Raw genomic sequence first — 18242 nt, 5'->3', positions numbered from 1 at the left:
GCCATGGATGCGATCAACCAGCCCCTGCTCAGCGTGCGCGACCTCTCGGTGGCCTTCCACCAGGGCGCGGGTACGACGCTCGCCGTCGACAAGGTGTCGTTCCAGATCAAGCGCGGCGAATGCGTGGCGCTGGTCGGCGAATCCGGCTCCGGCAAGTCGGTCAGCGCGCTCTCGGTCATGAAGCTCCTTCCTTATCCGAACGCCTCGCATCCCTCGGGAAGCATCCGCTTCAAGGGGCGTGAGATCCTGAACCTTTCGGAGCGGGAGATGCGCGCCGTCCGCGGCAGCGACATCTCGATCATCTTCCAGGAGCCGATGACCTCGCTCAATCCGCTGCACACGATCGAGGCGCAGATCGGCGAGATCATCCAGCTCCACAATCCGACCAGCAATGCGCTGGCGCGCAAGCGGACGCTGGAACTGCTCACCCAGGTCGGTATCCCCGAGCCCGAGACGCGGCTCGCGAGCTATCCGCACCAGCTCTCCGGCGGTCAGCGCCAGCGCGTGATGATCGCGATGGCGCTCGCCAACGAGCCCGATCTGTTGATTGCAGACGAGCCGACCACGGCGCTCGACGTCACCGTGCAGGCGCAGATCCTGGCGCTGCTTGCCGAGATACGCTCGCGTCTCGGCATGAGCCTGCTGTTCATCACCCACGATCTCGGCATCGTGCGCCGTATCGCCGACACTGTCTGCGTCATGAAGAGCGGCAAGATCGTCGAGCAGGGGCCGGTTGAGCAGGTCTTCAAGGCGCCGAAACATCCCTATACGCGTGACCTGCTCGCGGCTGAGCCGAAGCCGGACCCCGCGCCGCCCCAGCCGAACGCGCCCATCGTGATGTCGGCGGACGCGCTGAAGGTCTGGTTCCCGATCAAGCGCGGTTTCCTGCGCAAGACGGTCGGTCACATCAAGGCGGTCGACGGCGTCAATGTCGCGGTGCGCAAGGGCGAGACGCTCGGCGTCGTCGGCGAGTCCGGCTCCGGCAAGACCACGCTCGGGCTGGCGTTATTGCGGCTGATCTCGTCGAACGGCCGCATCGTCTTCCTGGGGAAAGACATCCAGGGCCTGCGCTTCAAGGAGATGCGCCCGTTCCGGCGCGACATGCAGATCGTATTCCAGGATCCGTTCGGCTCGCTCAGTCCACGCATGTCGGTCGCCGATATCGTCGGCGAGGGCCTCTCGGTGCATCAGCCAAACCTGTCGCGCGAGGACCGTGAGGCGCGCGTCATCAAGGCGCTGGAGGATGTCGGCCTCAATCCGGAGACGCGCTTCCGCTATCCGCACGAATTCTCCGGCGGCCAGCGCCAGCGCATCAGCATTGCGCGCGCGATCGTGCTCGAGCCCGATTTCGTCGTGCTGGACGAGCCGACCAGCGCGCTCGACATGCTGTTCCAGGCGCAGATGGTCGATCTCCTGCGCGAGTTGCAGCGCAAGCGCGATCTCACCTACATGTTCATCTCGCACGACCTGCGCGTCGTGGCCTCGCTCGCCAGCCATTTGATCGTGATGCGCGGCGGCAAGGTGGTCGAGGAAGGGCAGGCGGCGGAGCTCTTCAAGAGTCCGAAGACCGACTACACGCGCGCGCTGTTCGCGGCCGCGTTCCGGCTGGAGACGGCGGGGAATGGATCGGTGGCGACGTAGTTGCCGTCATTCCGAGGCGATGCGAAGCATCGAACCCGGAATCTCGAGATTCCCCAATGCGCAATTGCGCATTGGGGTTCACGCTTCGTGTGCCCCGGAATGACGATCAGGGGTTAGAGCCGCTTGATCGCGACGATCTCGCTGCCGGCCTGCTTGATCCGCGCAATCGCGTCATTCGTGTTCTCGATTTCGGTCGCCATGTGATGCGCGTTGGCGTGCACTATCGTATGGGCATCGCGCACGATCGCGACATGGCCCTTCCAGAAGATCAGATCGCCGCGTTGCAGCTTGGTCCTCTCATGCTGCTCCAAGCTTCGCCCAAGGCCGGCCAGTTGCATGTCGCTGTCGCGCGGGCAGCCGATGCCGGCGGCGGTCAGCGAAACCTGGACCAGGCCGGAGCAATCGATGCCAAGTGAGCTCTTGCCGCCCCAGAGATAGGGCGTGCCGACGAAACGCTCGGCTACGGTGACGAAATCCGACTCGCGATGGTCGAGGTTGGCCAGATGTGTCTTGGGCAGATATTGGCCCGCATGCGTGATGGCAAAGCTGCCATCCTCGCGCGTCACCGCGACCTTCGATCCCATCACCAGCGCGTCTGATGGCGGAAGCTTGATCGACGGGCCCGGAAACGCAAGGATCCGGAGCGCGCTGACCTTGTGTGTCGGCGCAGCCGCGGGCTTGGCGAGCGCCGCATCGGGAAGCCAGCCGACATAGCCGTCGCTCACGAGCTGGCCCCAGGCCCAGCCTTCGCCGTTGCGATCGTAGATCGTGACGCGCTCGCCGCGCAGTGCCTCGGTCATCAGCATCGCGTTCGACGACGGCTGTTCACGCAGCGGCGCGATGGCCTCGATCACCTCGAACTCTTCGCCCTCGACGAAGCGATCCGCCTCGACCTGGCCTTCGAGATATTTCGCGGCGATGTCGCCGCGTGCCGGCGTCACCCGCTTATCATGCATAGCGTTCGCTCAGCAGTAGGTAGAGTGCGCGCGCGGCCTGGCATTCGCCGCCCTCGGGGCGCGCGGGTTTTGCCGACGGTGTCCACGCGTAGATGTCGACATGCAGCCAGCTCTTCGCCTGCTCGACGAAACGCTGCAGGAACAAGGCGCATGTGATCGAGCCGGCAAAAGTGCCCGACGGCGCGTTGGTGATATTGGCCGTCTTGGAGTCCAGCCAGGAATCGTAAGCCGGCCATAGCGGCATCCGCCACAACGGATCGTTCTCCCTCACGGCGCAGCGCGCGACGTCGGCGGCAAGCGTCTCATCATTGGTGTAAAAGGGCGGTAAATCCGGCCCCAGCGCAACGCGTGCCGCGCCGGTGAGCGTGCCCAGATCGATCAGCAGATCGGGCTTTTCCTCGTCCGCCAGCGCCAGTGCGTCGGCCAGCACCAGCCGGCCTTCGGCGTCAGTATTGCCGATCTCGACCGTGATCCCCTTGCGCGAGGGAAAGATGTCGAGCGGCCGGAAGGCGTTGCCGGCGACCGCGTTCTCCACGGCGGGGATCAATACGCGCAGCCGCACCTTGAGCTTGGCGCCCATTACCATGCGCGCGAGCGCCAGCACGTTGGCCGCACCGCCCATGTCCTTCTTCATGATCAGCATGCCGCTCGACGGCTTCAGGTCGAGCCCGCCGGTGTCGAAGCAGACGCCCTTGCCAACCAGCGTGACCTTGGGATGCGCAGGGTTACCCCAGGCGATGTCGATCAGGCGCGGCGCGCGGGTCGAAGCCATGCCGACGGCATGGATCAGCGGAAAATTCTGCGCCTTCAATTCGTCGCCGACGATGCAGCCAAAGCTTGCGCCGAACTCGGCGGCGAGCGCCTTTGCGGTCGCAGCGAGCTCCTCCGGCCCCATGTCGTTGGCGGGGGTATTGACGAGATCGCGCGCCAGATACGCGGCATCCGCGATCCGCGCAACTTCAGCAATGTCGACACCGTCGGGCGGCACCAGCCTGACGTCGGGCGCATCCGCCTTGCGGTAGCGGGCAAAGCGGTAGCTGCCGAGCGCGAAGGCGAGGGCGGCTAGGCGCGCATCATGCGGCGCATTGGCGAAACGGTAGATGCCCGGCGGCAGCAGGCCCGGCAGGCTGCCTGCCCGGAACAGGTCGCGTGATCGTGCGGCCTCGTCCTCGAGGCCGAACAGCACTCCTGCGACCGCGCCGTCCGGCGCCGGCAAAGCGAGATATGCGCCCGGCTTGCCAGCAAAGCCATTGGCCGTTGCGAACTGGCGTTGCGGCGGCGACAGCGTCTCGGCGACCTGGTCCCAGCTCGATTGGGTCACGAAGGTGATGGGAATGGCGGCAGACGACGTCTCGAATACGGAAGGCATTGGCGGGGCCGCCCCAAGATGGTTCAGATGATGAAAAGAGACTTCGCAGAGTTTCGTGGCACCTGCAATCGGCTTTGCCGCCAGCCGGCGCGCTCGCGAGCTGCTACTCGGCTTGCCGTCACCATGCTAGGTTCCGGCAAAACTCGTCCGCGGCGCCAGTGCCGCGGGTCCAAGGGCGGGTCCAAGAGCGGGTTCAAGACAAGCCGTGCCGGGAGGGAATGCAATGGAATTTCTTTGGAGCGTGGTCGCGTTTTTCGGCCAGGCCATCGAGGCGGTCTTCGCCTATGTCGAGCATCATCACTGGATCTTTGCGTTCCTCGCCGGCGGCTACGTCTTCTATCTCCACGACCGCGCGGTCCATGCGCGCTTCGACGCGCTCGACAAGCGCATCGACGAGGTGAGGAAGCGGCTGGCCATGGAATATTGAGCCGCGCCTGGCGACACCATTGGCGATCTGATCGCGCAGCTCGCAGGAAGAGCTGACACCAAATCCCGGGACTGACCTCGACCGACCGCCGCCAGCCGGCGCGCTACCCCGTGCTGCGGTTCCGTTAACCGGCCGTTAGGGTTAACAGTCTATTGCTGGCGCGTTCGGCTCGATCAATCGGCTCGAGAGTCAAAAGCGTCATGCGTCAGCGGTTTTGTGTTGCCCGGCTTCTTGCGTCCAGTTCGCTGGTGGCGGTCTTGGCCGCAAGCCTTGGCGGCTGCCAGACCATGGCCGACATCACGGGCTCGGTGACGCCGCGCGCGGAAGCCGCAGCGCCCGCAGATCCTGCCCGCGCCGCCGACGTCTATGGTGAACGCTACCGCGCCAATCCCAAAGATCCCGACGCCGCGCTTGTCTATGGCCAGGCGTTGCGCGCCAACGGCCAGCGGGCGCAGGCCGCCGCCGTGCTGGAGCAGGCAACCATCGCCCATCCCGGCAACAAGTCGCTTCTGGCGCTCTATGGTCGCGCACTCGCCGACAACGGCAATTTCCAGCAGGCCTTCGACGTGCTGTCGAAGGCGCACTCGCCCGACAACCCGGACTGGCGCCTGCTCTCGGTGCAGGGCACCTGCCTCGACCAGATGGGCAAGCACGAGGAGGCGCGCCGCTACTATGTCAGCGCGCTGAAAATCACGCCCGGTGATCCCGGCGTCCTGTCCAATCTCGGCCTGTCCTACATGCTCACGAAGGAACTGCCGCGGGCGGAAGAGACGCTCCGGCAGGCCTATGCCTCGCCACGCGCCAACGCGCGGGTGCGGCAGAATCTTGCGCTGGTGGTCGGCTTGCAGGGACGCTTCGCGGAGGCCGAGACCATCGTCAAGGCCGACCTGCCGCCGGACGAAGCCGCGGCGAACGTCGCCTACCTCAAGGAAATGCTGAACCGCAACGACACGCCGCGCAGCCCGGCCAAGCGTATGCCGGTGCCGGTCGCTTCCCTCAGCCAATCCGAATAGCTGGCTAGAACAAGACGAGTTTCTGGCGCGAGCCGGAGGCGCGGTTCACCTCTCCCGTAGGGAGAGGTCGGATCGCATCTTTGGATGCGATCCGGGTGAGGGGGTAAGGCCTGCGCCGAACGCTGCGGCCCCTCGGAGGTGAACCTTTGCAACCGCTCGCGCTTGATCTCATCGCGCTCTACGGTCAGTGCAGCTCGGAGACCTTGATGCCGGTCGGTCCGAGAATGACGACGAACAGCACCGGCAGGAAGAACAGGATCATCGGCACGGTCAGCTTCGGCGGCAGTGCGGCGGCCTTCTTCTCGGCCTCGTTCATGCGCATGTCGCGGTTTTCCTGCGCCATCACGCGCAAGGAATGGCCGAGCGGGGTGCCGTAGCGCTCCGCCTGCTGGAGCGCGAGACAGACCGATTTGACGCCTTCGAGGCCGGTACGCCGCGCCAGGTTCTCATAGGCCACCTTGCGGTCCTGCAAGTAGGACAGCTCGGCCGTGGTCAACGTGAACTCCTCAGACAGCGCGATCGACTGGCCGACGATCTCGGTCGCGACTTTCCGGAACGCCATCTCGACCGACATGCCCGACTCGATACAGATCAGCAGCAGGTCGAGCGCGTCGGGGAAGGCGCGTTTGATCGATAGCTGGCGTTTGGAGATCGCGTTCTTCAGGAACAGCATCGGCGCCTGGAGGCCGAGATAGGCGGCGCCGACGCAAATGCCGATCTTGATCGGCAGCGACTGCTGCATATGCGCGATCAGGAACACGTAGAGCATGGCGCCGACGAACAGCACGAGCGGCGTCACCATGCGGGCGAACAGGAAGGTGATGTAAGGCGCCTGGCCGCGATAGCCTGCCATCACGAGCTTTTCGCGCGCGGCCTCCTGCGCCAGCCATTTGGTGAGGTTGAAGTCCTCGACCACCTTGGAGACGAGCTGCTTCGGCGTCTGGCGCAGCGAAACCTTCTCGGTCTTGGCGAGCCGGTCGCGCTCGCGCTGCCGGATGCGCTCGCGCTCGCTTGCCACCGCCTTCATGCGCTTGGCAAGGCCTTCGCCGGCGAACAACGGCATCACCAGCGTGTAGACGGTGGCGCTGGCGGCGATCGCCGCTAGCAGCATCGTCATGAAGTGAACGTCGTGCAGTTTCGTGACGAGGAGATCGACCATACTGGCACCGTCAGAAATCGAAGTTGATCATTTTCTTCATCACCATGATGCCGATCGACATCCAGACGACGCAGCCGACCAGCATGAGCTGGCCGGTGGGATGGGTCCACAGCAGCGAGATGTATTGCGGGGTCGTGAGATAGACCAGGAACATCACGATCGGCGGCAGCGAGCCGATGATGCCGGCCGAGGCCTTGGCCTCCATCGACATCGCCTGGATCTTTTCCTTCATCTTCTTGCGGTCGCGCAGCACCTTCGAGAGGTTGCCGAGTGCCTCGGAGAGGTTGCCGCCGGACTTCTGCTGGATCGACACGACGATGCCGAAGAAGTTCGCCTCCGGCAACGGCATGCGCTCATAGAGACGCGAGCAGGCCTCGCCCAGCGGCATGCCGATCGCCTGGGTCTCGATGATGGCCAGGAATTCGCTGCGCAGCGGCTCCGGCGAATCCGCTGCGACGACCTTGATCGATTCGAACAGCGGCAGGCCGGCCTTGATGCCGCGGACGATGACGTCGACGGCGTCGGGGAGCGCTGCCAGGAACTTGTTCTCGCGGCGCTTCTTCAGGAAGCTCAGCATCCAGCGCGGCAGGCCGAGGCCGCCGGCGAAGCCAAGGCCCGCGGCCCCCAGCAGCCCGCCGCCGGCGAACATGGCGAGGAAGAAGAACGCGCCGCCGAGCGCGGCGGAGACGATCCAGAATTTCTGCGGCGTCCAGTCGAGCCCGGCCTGCGAGAGCCGCACGCTGAGCGGAACGCTCTTCTCCTGCAGGCGCCGCGCCTCGAGATCCTTGAGCGTGGTCTCGACCTGCTCGCGGCGCGAGCGCTGCGTCTTCTCGGCCTGCCGGGCGGCGACGGGTTCGGCGCGCCCGATTGAGGCGCGGCGGCTCTCCGCCTTCCGTTCGCCGGACAACAACGGATAGAGGAAAACCCAGGCGACGCCGCCGACCGCGGCGGTGGCGAGAAAGGAGAGGGCGAGGACCTGCATCTTCATGGTGCGTTACTGCTCACGTCTGCGCTGCCACTTCCGCCGCATCGAGCGCGGCGGCAAGGCGCTTCTCCTCGCCGTAGTAGCGGGCGCGCTCCCAGAAGCGGGGGCGGCCGATGCCGGTCGAGCGATGCCGTCCGATGATCTTGCCGTTGGCGTCCTCACCGACGAGGTCATAGAGGAAGATGTCCTGGGTGATGATGGTGTCCCCTTCCATGCCCATCACCTCGGTGATGTGGGTGATCCGGCGCGAACCGTCGCGCAGGCGGGCGGCCTGGATGATGACGTCGATGGAGGCGCAGATCATCTCGCGGATAGTGCGCGAGGGCAGGGAGAAGCCGCCCATCGTGATCATGGATTCGCAGCGCGACAGCGCCTCGCGTGGGTTGTTGGCGTGCAGCGTTCCCATCGAGCCGTCATGGCCGGTGTTCATGGCCTGCAACAGGTCGAAGGCTTCGGGTCCGCGGACCTCGCCGACGATGATGCGTTCGGGGCGCATACGCAGGCAGTTGCGCACCAATTCGCGCATCGTGACCTGGCCTTCACCCTCGATGTTGGGCGGGCGGGTTTCCAGCCGCACCACGTGAGGCTGCTGGAGCTGCAGTTCGGCCGCGTCCTCGCAGGTGATGACGCGCTCGTCGTGCTCGATGTAGTTTGTCATGCAGTTGAGGAGCGTCGTCTTGCCCGAACCGGTACCGCCGGAGATCAGCACGTTGCAGCGGCAGCGGCCGATGATCTGGAGGATCTCGGCGCCTTCAGGGGTGATCGCGCCGAACTTGACGAGCTGATCCAGCGTCAGCTTGTCCTTCCTGAACTTGCGGATGGTGAGTGCGGGGCCGTCGATCGAGAGCGGCGGCACGATGGCGTTGACGCGGGAGCCGTCGGCGAGACGGGCGTCGCAGATCGGCGAGGATTCGTCGACGCGCCGGCCGACCTGGCTGACGATGCGCTGGCAGATGTTGAGGAGCTGCTGGTTGTCGCGAAAGCGGATGCCGGTGCGCTGGATCTTGCCGCCGACTTCGATGAACACCGTGTTGGCGCCGTTGACCATGATGTCGGCGATGTCATCGCGCGACAGCAGCGGCTCGAGCGGGCCATAACCGAGCACGTCGTTGCAGATGTCGTCGAGCAGCTCCTCCTGCTCGGCAATCGACATCACGATGTTCTTGATCGCGATGATCTCGTTGACGATGTCGCGGATTTCCTCGCGCGCGGACTCGGAATCGAGCTTGGCGAGCTGGGCGAGGTCGATCGCCTCGATCAGGGCGCCGAAGATCGTCGCCTTGACCTCGTAGTAATTGTCCGAGCGGCGGCTCTCCATGGGCGGAGGCGGCGGGGCCTTGATCGGCGCCAGCGGCGGTGAGGCGATGGCCGGGGGCGGCGGCGCGCGCGAAACACTTGGCGCCGGGGCCTGGGCAGGCTCTGGCGACACGGCGCCGGGCTTGGGGGCCCGAAAGTCGGTGTCTGTTCCGCTACGCTTACCGAACACTTAACAACTCCATGCGGCGGCTATTTTCCGCGCAACTTCTCAATCAGGGGTGAAAGGAACGACGACTTTTGCTTCTTGGTCTCGCTGCGGCCGGTCAGGCGCTGGGCGATCTGGAGGAACATGTCGATCGTCTTATGGTTGGCCGAGATTTCCGCGATCATCTGGCCGTTATTGGCCGCGGAGCCGAAAGTCTGGGGCTCGAACGGGATCGAGGCGATCGGCTGGCTCTCGATCGCCTTGGCGAACTCGGTGGCGGCGATTTCGGGGCGCTTGGGGACGCCGACCTGGTTCAGGCAGTACAGTGGCGGCCGGTCGTTCGGCCGGGCCGCTTTCAAGAGGTCGAACAGGTTCTTGGTGTTGCGCAGGTTCGCAAGGTCGGGGGCGGCCACGATCAGGATGTCGTCCGCCCCGATCAGGGCGCGCTTGGTCCAGCCCGTCCATTGGTGCGGGATGTCGAGTACGATGCAGGGCATGGTCGAGCGCAGCGTGTCGAACACGGCGTCAAAGGCGTCGGTGCCGAAATCGTAGACCCGGTCGAGCGTGGCCGGCGCGGCCAGCAGGCTCAGATGGTCGGTGCATTTCGACAGCAGACGGTCGACGAAGGCCGTATCGATACGGTCCGGCGAGAACACGGCGTCGGCGATGCCCTGCGGCGGATCCTGATTGTAGTCGAGCCCGGCGGTGCCGAAGGCGAGGTCGAGATCGGCGACCACCGCGTCCATGGCGAGGTCGCGCGCGATCGCCCAGGCGACGTTGTGGCTGATGGTGGACGCACCGACGCCGCCCTTGGCGCCGACGACTGCAATGATGCGGCCGACCGCCTTGGCTTCCGGCGCAGAGAACAGATTGCAGATCGATCGCACCACGTCGATCGGGCCAACCGGTGCCAGCACATAGTCGCTGACGCCGCGGCGTACGAGCTCGCGATAGAGCATGACGTCGTTGATGCGGCCGATCACGACGACGCGCGTGCCGGCATCGCAGACGGTCGCGAGCTGGTCGAGCCCGCCGAGCAGGTCGGCCCGCCCGTCGCTCTCCAGGACGATCACGTTCGGTGTGGGGGCGGAGCGATAGGCTTCGGCCGCGGCCGCGATGCCGCCCATCTGGATCTTCAGATGAGCCTTGCCGAGGCGGCGGTCCTCGCCGGCCGACTGCACGGCGGCGGCGGTCTCCACGGTCTCGCAGAACGCCTGGACCGAGACGCGCGGGGCAGGTGCAATATGCTCCTCTGCCGGCGGCGGCGCGCCCTGCGGCTGTTCTTCCTGAGTCTGGCGAGCGTAGCTGATCATTTGCCGGTGTCGCTGAGTTTGGCCTTCTCGGCCTCGGGATAAACGGTCGCCGTCGTCTGACCCTTGCGATATTTCTCGAAGGCTTCACTGCGGCGCATGGTGTAGGCCGGCGTTTCAGGCCGCGGCTGCTCGAGGTCCGACGGATTGTCGATCATTGCGGCCATGTTGCGCTGATAGCTGCAGCCGAAATTGTAATAGGACTTGTTCTCGAACCATCGCGGGTTCTTCGAGGAGGGACCGATATCCTCCGGCCACAGCCCGCAGGGACCCGCGACCGCGGCGATCCTGGAATAGGTCAGGCGGATCGGCGGCAGGAAGCGCGGGTCTTCGGGGCGATAGCGGCGCACGAGGACGCCGCGCGGCGGCACGCCGGCGGCGGCCAGCATGGCCTGGATTTCCCGCAGCGATTCCGCAGCCGGGCGCGCATTGGGTGTGTCGGTCGGCACGTCGATATGGATCGCACCGGTGCCCTCATGTGTCCAGGTCGAAGCCAGACCCATGACGTCGGCGCGCTGGGCTGCGGTCAGGCCGCCGCGCGCGTGACCGACGAAGACGACGATGGAGCGGTTCTGCTCCTCGATCGCGATCGGGTGGCGCTGCTTGAAATCGTCGGGAATGGAAGCGGTGACCGCCTCATCGGTATGAGTGCAGGCGCCGAGCGCGATTGCAATGCCGACGAGCGCGCCGCTGACGCGAAGGGCGCTGTTGCGATTCTGGGGTGATCTGGTGGCCATTCTCGAAGTCCCCGTTCCGCCTCAGTCCGTGATGAAGCCGTAGGTGCCGCGGTAATTCCGCGCGGGATCGACCCGGCCCGGCACGCCATAGATGCGATTGATGTTGCCAAGCAGCTCGGCCTGCGGATCGGAAGGCGCGGCAAAGCCGTCATCTGGACGCGACAGGTCCTTCTGCGCGACGGCGCGCACGATATAGGGCGTCACCAGGACCATCAGCTCGGTCTGGTTGTTGACGTAATCGCGGCTGCGGAACAGCGTGCCGAGCACCGGAAGCTGCATCAGCCCGGGCAAGCCGCTGACCGCTTGCTTGGTCTGCTCCTGGATCAGGCCCGCCATCGCCATCGCGCCGCCGGAGGGAATTTCCAGCGTGGTCTCTGCCCGCCGGGTCCTGATCGAGGGCACCGTCAGCGAGTTCGTCGTGTTCGTGCCGACCGACTGCGACAGCGTGATCGAATTGTCGTTGGACAGCTCCGAGACCTCGGTCATGACGCGCAGGCTGATCTTGCCCTCGGTCAGCACCAGCGGGGTAAAGTTGAGCGAGATGCCGAACTTCTTGAAGCTGATCTGGTTGGTACAGACGTGTGTCGTCGGATCGCAGGCATAGCCCGCCGGCACCGGGAATTCGCCGCCGGCGATGAAGGTCGCCGATTCGCCCGAGATCGCGGTCAGGTTGGGCTCGGCGAGCGTGCGGATCACGCCCGCGGTTTCCATCGCGCGCAGGGTGGCTTGCACCGATGGGGTCCCGCCGAACCTCGTCGTCAGGCTGTTGCCGTCCACAAGATTGCGACCAAGAGCCGTGAACGGGTTGGCGTTGGTGAAGTTCACCACCGCGGTGCCGTAGGCGAGATTGGCGGACAGGTCGATGCCGAGCTGCTTGACGATGTTGCGCGCGACTTCGGCGACCGTCACCTTCAGCATGACCTGGTCGCGGCCGCGGACCACGATGGAGTTCACCACCTTGTCGGCGCCGCCGGCAAGACGCGTGGCGAGGTCGTTGGCCTGCTGGGCCTCGATCGGGGTGGCCGCCGTGCCGGTCAGGATGACGTTCTCGCCGAGACCGTCGATCTGGATGTCCGAGTTGGGCGCGACCTGCTTCAGCGCGGCGCGGATGCCGTTGAGGTCGCGCTTGACCGCGATGTCATAGGCCGCGATCTGCTGGCCGGCGGAATCGAAGAACACGATGTTGGTCTGGCCGACGGCGGCGCCGATGATATAGGCGCGCTGCGCCGAGCGGACCACCGCGTTTGCGATCTTGGGATCGGCGACCAGCACGTCCTTGATGTCGCGCGGCAGGTCGATCACGATCGACTTGCCGACGCCGAGCGACAGGAAGCGCGCGTTCATCTGGCCGTCGGCCGCGATCGGCGCCGCGTTGCGATAGTCGGCGGCGATGACCGGGGTAAGCGCCGGGTTGAGCGTCAGTGCGAGCGCGGCTGAAAACGACAGGGCGCGGACCATGCTGGTCCGCAACGCCGCCCGATTGCCCCTGCATTTCATATCGAAGATCCCCATCGTCACTTCTGTGCGGTCATCAGGCTCGGAATGCCGAAACCGGCCAGGTCTGCCACTGCATGTCTTCGGGTTTGACGACCTGAACGAGGTCGATGTCGGACTTGGCTACCAGGATGTCGGCGGTCGGAAGCTGAGCGATCGGCGCGGCCGGGGGCGGCGCCGGGCTGTCGGACCCGCTCGCCAGGTACGCGGCGATGCCGCCGGCACCGATAGCGATCGTCAGGACGACAATGCGTGCGGTATTCATTACGCTTCACTTTCCACAAAACGCCGCGACGCTGCCGCCGCCGTGATGGCAGTTGACCAGCTAAACGTCAAAGCATGGTTAATGAGGCGTATCTAAATCGCCTTAACGCCGGGTTTATCCGGTGTGTTCAGCGCAGCGCGAGGTGAGCGAGATCAATCGCTTTCACCCATTCCGTCTCCGGATAGACCATCAGCGCGCTGATCGCGAGCGCGATGCCGTAGGGGATGCCGCTCTCCTTGGCGTGCAACCGCGCGAGCCAGGCCTGTCCGGCAAGTCCGTAAGGCAACGGCCATTGCCGGAATTGCAGCAGCAGCAAGGTCAGCGCGCCGCCGAACAGCGAGGCGTAGAGCAGGAAGTTCATCAGGTGGGTAAAGCCGAACCACAGCGCGACGGAGGCTGCAACTTTCGCGTCACCGCCTCCGACCCAGCCCATGGCAAAGCAGGTGAACGCGACGGCCAGCATCAGGGCACCGGCGCCGACATGGGTCAGCATGTCGTAAGGCGCCATGCCGCCGATGAGGGCAAGAACGAAGAAGCCGGCGATCAGCGCCAGCGACACCCGGTTCGAGATGGTCATCGTGAACAGGTCGCTCGCGGCGGCGAAGGCTATCAGGGCCGGGAAGAGCAGAAGGCGCGCGAGGTCGAGGATCATGATCTGCTTCTTAAGGGAGCGCTGGCCGGCGCGGGATCGGAGCTCGCGGGATTCTAGCCGGCAGTGCTAAACAAACCTGAAACGGTATGCGGCGGAGGTCACCAGATGCTGGCGATCCGGGCCGCGAGCGTGACCAGTGCGAGCAACAGCGCAAGGCAGACCCAATGGGTCGGCGCCTCGCTATGCGCGGAGGCTGCCGTTTCGAACACTGCATCGGTCCTGGTCTTACGCAACGCCACTGGAACTCGAGGCTTTCCGGAAAGACAAAGCCCCGGACGTATCCGGGGCCTCTGCTGCAACTGGTCGGAGGCTTACTTCAGCGAGCTGCTGATCGAGCCGAACTTGGAGTTCAGCGAGGTGCCGAGGTTGTTGACGACGGTGATGATCGCGAGCGCGATGCCGGCGGCGATCAGGCCGTACTCGATGGCGGTGGCGCCGGATTCGTCCTTCACGAAACGCGCAATGAGGTTCTTCATGAGTAGATCTCCATGTGGGTGTGGGTGGCTTCGTTCCGCGCAATTCTCTAGCGTTGCGAGGATGAGAGCTCAGCCGTTGCGGTACGGTTAACCTGATCACGGAAACTCGATCGTGGCGCGATGCTTTTCAGCAGAGTCAATTTCCCCTTAAGGCGCTCGCCTGAATTCCCCCGCTTTTGCGGTCGGCGGCCCGAAAGGCCGCTGATATGCAGAGCGGCTTCACGCTCCCTTAAATTTCGAAGCGTAGGCGTAAGGCCGAACAGATGAGAAGTGAGACGCTGATGTCGAGCCTGCCCATGGACGTCGCCTTGATGCTCGGCGAGACCATCGCAAAGGTCATCCCCGTTACCGCGGCGCTCGCGGTGGTCTTCACGGTGCTCGAGCATTTCTGGGCCTGCAATCCCGGCGTGGCGTGGTGGCGCAAGCGCGAGATCGTCACCGACATCTGCTACTGGTTCTTCGTGCCGGTGTTCGCCCGCACGATGCGGATCGGGTTGTTGATCGTTACGGCCGGCGTCATCTTCAACATCCACGGTCCTGACGAACTGATCGCCTTCTACGACAACGGCCATGGTCCGCTGTCGGAGCTGCCTCTATGGGCGCAGGCGGTGCTGTTCGTCGTCCTGTCCGATTTCATGCTGTACTGGCTGCACCGGCTGTTTCACGGCGGCGGCTTCTGGAAGTACCACGCGATCCATCATTCCTCGGAGGAGCTGGGCTGGATCTCGGCGGCGCGCTTCCATCCGGTAAATCTGGTGCTCGGCACGATCGGCGTTGACGTCGTGCTGCTCACCGTCGGCATCTCGCCGAACGTGATGATCTGGCTCGGGCCGTTCACCACCTTCCATTCTGCCTTCGTGCACGCCAATCTCAACTGGACGCTCGGACCGTTCAAATATGTGCTGGCGACGCCGGTGTTTCACCGCTGGCACCACACCTCGCTCGAGCAGGGCGGCAATACCAATTTTGCCGGCACCTTCCCGCTCTGGGACATCCTGTTCGGGACCTTCCGGATGCCGGCGAACGAGCTGCCGCAGGACTATGGCAAGGACGAAGCGGAGATGCCGAGCGAGATCGGCGGCCAGCTCGCCTATCCGTTCCGTCACTAGGACGAATAGGCCGGAGGAGCTTCCGAAGGCCGTAAGGCAGGGCCGAAATTGCCGTTCGCAGCGAGTTGAAGCCGGCGCATTAACGTCGCTTTGACGTATAGCTGGCTAACTCTTGGAGCAGCGGCGAGCCCGCTCGGGGTTGTGTGAGAGTAGAGTTATGAAGCCCGCGCGTTTTATTGTTCTAGCGATCGCCCTCGTAGCCGGCGCCCTCGCTGCCTATCTCGCAAGCAGTTCGACCGATAGCGGTGCGCCCCCGCCTCCACAAGTCGCCCAATTGCCGACCATTGAGGTCCTTGTGGCCAAGACGGACATCGGATTGGGACAGACGGTCGGCCCCAACGAGCTTCAGTGGCAGACGTGGACGCAATCTTCGGCCAGCGGCAATTTTATTCGCCGCCCGGATCGACCCGAGGCAATCACGCAAATTACGGGTTCGATTGCCCGTCAACCATTTATCGCGGGCGAGCCGATCCGAGAGCAGAAACTGGTCAGGGCAGACGGTTCTGGCTTCATGGCGGCCATCCTGCCTTCGGGCAAGCGCGCCATTTCAACCGAGATATCCGCGGAGACTGGCGCAGGCGGCTTCATATTGCCGAATGATCGCGTGGACGTGATTCTCACAAAGCGCGAGAAACCGCCCGCCAACTCGGAAGCTCAGACCGACACCATTTCGTCGCAAGCCATTCTGACCAACATACGTGTTCTCGCGATCGATCAAGCCCCCAAGGAAAAGGAGGGGCAGAATGCGGTTCTGGGCAAGACGGCTACCCTGGAGTTGACCCCTGGCGAAGTCGAATTGCTGTCCGCATCGCGTCAGAGCGGCACCCTGTCCCTCGCGCTGCGCAGCATTGCCGACAACGAGAAGAAGAATGTCGTTGCCGAGAACAACACCAGCAACCTCGTGACGGTCTATCGGGGCGCCACCACCACGGAGGTGCTCAACTGCAAGCCCGCGTGCGGCCGAAAATAGCTTCCATCGGGCGGCGCAGTCGCGGAAACCGGTTTACGCACTGTTGACGCCAGTGGCCGTGATCCGCCGATCCTGCGAAACATTTAGGCAATCGCTTCTCTCTTCGTTGGGCGGTTGATCGCTGCCGCTGGGGATTTTCTGCGATGCCATCGCCTGCCGTCTGGAAGTTTTCGATCCGCAGCATGATCCAGCGGTTTCGCCGCAACCGCCGCGGCTCTGCGGCGGTCGAGTTCGCGCTGGTCGCGCCGATCTTCTTCGCGCTGTTGTTCGCGATCATCGAGACCGCGATCATGTTCTTCGCAGGCCAGGTGCTCGAGACCGTCACGCAGGATGCCGCGCGCTCGGTCCTGACCGGCCAGGCGCAGACCGGCTCGGTGTCGGCCTGCGCGGTCTCCGGTGTGGCCGCCGCCTGCACGCAGACGACGTTCAAGAATTACGTCTGCACCCAGATCCCGGCGCTGTTCTTCGATTGCAGCAGTCTCTACGTCGACGTTTCGAGCTTTTCGTCGTTCTCGGCGGTCACGCTGCCGAGCCATATCGATTCGGCCGGCAATTTCGATACGAGCATGAGCTATAGCGCGGGCAGTGCCGGCGACATCGTGGTCGTCCGGCTGTTCTACCAGTGGCCGCTCTACGTCACCGGGCTCGGCTACAACCCCTCGAACCTCGCAGGCAACAAGCGCCTCCTGGTCGCGACGGCCGCCTTCAAGAACGAACCCTACTCCAACTGATGCCAACGGCCCCGAGCAGAACCATGCAGGCGATTGCGAAAATCTGGCGAAACGCCGCCTCCTCCGCGCGCGATTTCCGTGCAGACAGCCGCGCGGTGGCGGCGACCGAGTTCGCGGTGGTGGTGCCGCTGATGCTGGTGTTGTTCTTCGGTACCGTCGAGGTTTCGTCGGCGGTGGCGATCGACCGCAAGGTCACGATGATGGCACGCACGCTGTCCGACCTCACCTCGCAATCGACGTCGGTCGCCGACACCGACATGACCAACTTCTTCGCGGCGTCCTACGGCATCATGACGCCGTACTACAATAGCTCGGTCACGTCGGCGACGATCAGCGAGCTCTACGTCGATCCCACGACCAAGGTGGCGCGCGTGCAATGGAGCAAGGGATCCTCGCCGCGGTCGCAGGCCTCCGTGGTGACCATCCCCTCGACGCTCGCGATCGGCGGCACCTATGTGATCTTCAGCGAGGTCAGCTACGTCTACACGCCGACGATCGGCTACGTGCTCAAGAACGCGATCGCGCTGAGCGACGTCGCCTATACGCGCCCGCGTCAATCGACTTGCGTCTACTACAGCCCGTCGACGAGCTGCACGACCTACTGAGCGCCTCGGATCTTCGGACATGAAAAAAGGCCGCGCGCCACGCACGGCCTTTTCGTTTGCTCAGGTCCGCCTGGAGCGGGGCCGGCTTAGCCGGCGGAGCGGAGGTTGTCTGCTGCCGACTTGCCGGACCGACGATCGGCCACGATCTCGTAGGAGATCTTCTGGCCTTCGCGCAGCGTGCCGAGGCCAGCACGTTCCACGGCGCTGATGTGCACGAACACGTCCTTGCCGCCGTCGTCGGGCTGGATGAAGCCAAAGCCCTTGGTCGCGTTAAACCACTTCACGGTTCCCATGCTCATGGGGGTAGTCCCTTCTCAGATACACAGTGTCGATGCCCGCTTTCGCGGACGGGTTAGATCGAATTTCTGGAAGGGTCGTCAGCGTGTCTGAACCGGCTGTACCGGTGGATGCTAATGTCGTCCGGCCGAAAATCGATTAATTCATTTTATTGGAAAGGGGGTTTCAAAACAATCCTGACGTGCACGATTTTTTGATCCGCCGCCCGGGTGGGCGGCAGATCGCATCAGGCCAGGACTTTATTTCCGTACCGCGGCGTGGCCGCAGGCCTTAACGGCGGCGGAACTGTCCGCCGCGCTGAGCCCCGCCCCGCGGCGGGCCACCGGTCGGACCCGGACGTTCGTCCTTGTGGCGGAAAATCAGCCGTCCTTTCTCCAGGTCGTAGGGCGACATCTCCACCGTCACGCGGTCGCCCGCCAGCGTCTTGATGCGGTTCTTCTTCATCTTGCCGGCGGTGTAGGCAACGATCTCGTGCCCGGCGTCGAGCTGCACGCGGTAGCGCGCGTCGGGGAGGATTTCGGTGACCAGTCCTTCGAACTGGATCAGCTCTTCCTTAGCCATGAATTTCTCCAGGTCGTGGGACG

20 protein-coding genes and 1 pseudogene are annotated in these 18242 nt (G+C 64.4%); 7 read left to right on the top strand and 14 right to left on the bottom strand.

The features are described from left to right. Positions 1-3 precede the first annotated feature (3 nt). Complete coding sequence (locus tag NLN62_RS13875; RefSeq protein WP_254109144.1) at positions 4-1641, top strand: ABC transporter ATP-binding protein; 1638 nt, start codon at positions 4-6, stop codon at positions 1639-1641. A gap of 113 nt (positions 1642-1754) precedes the next feature. Here NLN62_RS13875 and NLN62_RS13870 read toward each other — a convergent pair whose 3' ends face one another. Next, entirely contained in the window at positions 1755-2597 is an 843-nt protein-coding gene (locus NLN62_RS13870; protein ID WP_254109143.1) for an NlpC/P60 family protein, read from the bottom strand. After that, positions 2590-3966, bottom strand: coding sequence for a M17 family metallopeptidase (locus tag NLN62_RS13865; RefSeq protein WP_254109142.1), 1377 nt, complete (start codon positions 3964-3966; stop codon positions 2590-2592). Before NLN62_RS13865 ends, NLN62_RS13870 begins: the two co-directional genes overlap by 8 nt. A gap of 223 nt (positions 3967-4189) precedes the next feature. On the opposite strand from NLN62_RS13865, the gene NLN62_RS13860 reads away from it, so the two are divergent. After that, complete coding sequence (locus tag NLN62_RS13860) at positions 4190-4393, top strand: hypothetical protein (RefSeq protein ID WP_027521679.1); 204 nt, start codon at positions 4190-4192, stop codon at positions 4391-4393. 200 nt (positions 4394-4593) lie between these two features. Next, positions 4594-5406: a tetratricopeptide repeat protein gene (locus tag NLN62_RS13855; protein ID WP_254109141.1), complete on the top strand. Its 813-nt coding sequence runs from the start codon at positions 4594-4596 to the stop codon at positions 5404-5406. A 184-nt stretch (positions 5407-5590) separates the two neighbouring features. Here NLN62_RS13855 and NLN62_RS13850 read toward each other — a convergent pair whose 3' ends face one another. The 10 genes and pseudogenes from NLN62_RS13850 to NLN62_RS13810 all read right to left on the bottom strand — a co-directional run bounded on the left by NLN62_RS13850 (position 5591) and on the right by NLN62_RS13810 (position 13946). Then, positions 5591-6565 carry a type II secretion system F family protein gene (locus NLN62_RS13850; RefSeq protein WP_254109140.1) on the bottom strand — a complete coding sequence of 325 codons (975 nt, stop codon included), beginning with the start codon at positions 6563-6565 and terminating at the stop codon, positions 5591-5593. Between the two features lie 10 nt (positions 6566-6575). Further along, positions 6576-7553, bottom strand: coding sequence for a type II secretion system F family protein (locus NLN62_RS13845; RefSeq protein WP_254109139.1), 978 nt, complete (start codon positions 7551-7553; stop codon positions 6576-6578). A gap of 13 nt (positions 7554-7566) precedes the next feature. After that, positions 7567-9036 carry a CpaF family protein gene (locus NLN62_RS13840; RefSeq protein ID WP_027521683.1) on the bottom strand — a complete coding sequence of 490 codons (1470 nt, stop codon included), beginning with the start codon at positions 9034-9036 and terminating at the stop codon, positions 7567-7569. A 20-nt stretch (positions 9037-9056) separates the two neighbouring features. After that, positions 9057-10325, bottom strand: a complete 1269-nt coding sequence (locus NLN62_RS13835; protein ID WP_027521684.1) for an AAA family ATPase — start codon at positions 10323-10325, stop codon at positions 9057-9059. Then, entirely contained in the window at positions 10322-11059 is a 738-nt protein-coding gene (locus tag NLN62_RS13830; protein WP_254109138.1) for a CpaD family pilus assembly protein, read from the bottom strand. The genes NLN62_RS13835 and NLN62_RS13830 overlap by 4 nt, the downstream gene beginning before the upstream one ends. A 21-nt stretch (positions 11060-11080) precedes the next feature. Then, a complete protein-coding gene (locus tag NLN62_RS13825; protein ID WP_254113482.1) occupies positions 11081-12556 on the bottom strand; it encodes a type II and III secretion system protein family protein in 1476 nt (491 codons plus the stop codon). A gap of 49 nt (positions 12557-12605) precedes the next feature. Continuing rightward, positions 12606-12818, bottom strand: a pseudogene (locus NLN62_RS13820) (Flp pilus assembly protein CpaB); the annotation flags it as partial. A 127-nt stretch (positions 12819-12945) separates the two neighbouring features. Then, on the bottom strand, positions 12946-13470 hold the full coding sequence (locus NLN62_RS13815) for a prepilin peptidase (protein ID WP_027521688.1): 525 nt from the start codon (positions 13468-13470) through the stop codon (positions 12946-12948). Between the two features lie 98 nt (positions 13471-13568). Continuing rightward, entirely contained in the window at positions 13569-13703 is a 135-nt protein-coding gene (locus NLN62_RS52975) for a hypothetical protein (RefSeq protein ID WP_256576102.1), read from the bottom strand. 78 nt (positions 13704-13781) lie between these two features. Continuing rightward, the gene (locus tag NLN62_RS13810) at positions 13782-13946 is read right to left on the bottom strand and encodes a Flp family type IVb pilin (RefSeq protein ID WP_027521689.1); all 165 of its coding nucleotides are present in this window, start codon (positions 13944-13946) and stop codon (positions 13782-13784) included. Positions 13947-14227: 281 nt separating this feature from the next. On the opposite strand from NLN62_RS13810, the gene NLN62_RS13805 reads away from it, so the two are divergent. From NLN62_RS13805 to NLN62_RS13790, 4 genes are all read left to right on the top strand, one after another. Then, positions 14228-15055 carry a sterol desaturase family protein gene (locus NLN62_RS13805; RefSeq protein ID WP_254109137.1) on the top strand — a complete coding sequence of 276 codons (828 nt, stop codon included), beginning with the start codon at positions 14228-14230 and terminating at the stop codon, positions 15053-15055. 157 nt (positions 15056-15212) lie between these two features. Further along, positions 15213-16025, top strand: coding sequence for a Flp pilus assembly protein CpaB (cpaB, locus tag NLN62_RS13800; protein WP_035661420.1), 813 nt, complete (start codon positions 15213-15215; stop codon positions 16023-16025). 143 nt (positions 16026-16168) lie between these two features. Continuing rightward, entirely contained in the window at positions 16169-16756 is a 588-nt protein-coding gene (locus tag NLN62_RS13795) for a TadE/TadG family type IV pilus assembly protein (RefSeq protein WP_254109136.1), read from the top strand. A 23-nt stretch (positions 16757-16779) separates the two neighbouring features. After that, on the top strand, positions 16780-17361 hold the full coding sequence (locus tag NLN62_RS13790; RefSeq protein ID WP_254109135.1) for a TadE/TadG family type IV pilus assembly protein: 582 nt from the start codon (positions 16780-16782) through the stop codon (positions 17359-17361). Positions 17362-17447: 86 nt separating this feature from the next. Here the strand turns inward: NLN62_RS13790 and NLN62_RS13785 are convergent, their stop codons facing one another. Next, positions 17448-17660, bottom strand: coding sequence for a cold-shock protein (locus NLN62_RS13785; protein ID WP_011084262.1), 213 nt, complete (start codon positions 17658-17660; stop codon positions 17448-17450). Between the two features lie 268 nt (positions 17661-17928). Then, complete coding sequence (gene infA / locus NLN62_RS13780) at positions 17929-18219, bottom strand: translation initiation factor IF-1 (RefSeq protein ID WP_027521693.1); 291 nt, start codon at positions 18217-18219, stop codon at positions 17929-17931. Between the last annotated feature and the right edge of the window lie 23 nt (positions 18220-18242).

The organism is Bradyrhizobium sp. CCGUVB23 (assembly GCF_024199885.1).
Taxonomy (GTDB): Bacteria; Pseudomonadota; Alphaproteobacteria; order Rhizobiales; family Xanthobacteraceae; genus Bradyrhizobium.
Note: the sequence above shows the minus strand (reverse complement) of the source record. Positions and strands in the feature narration are given on the sequence as shown.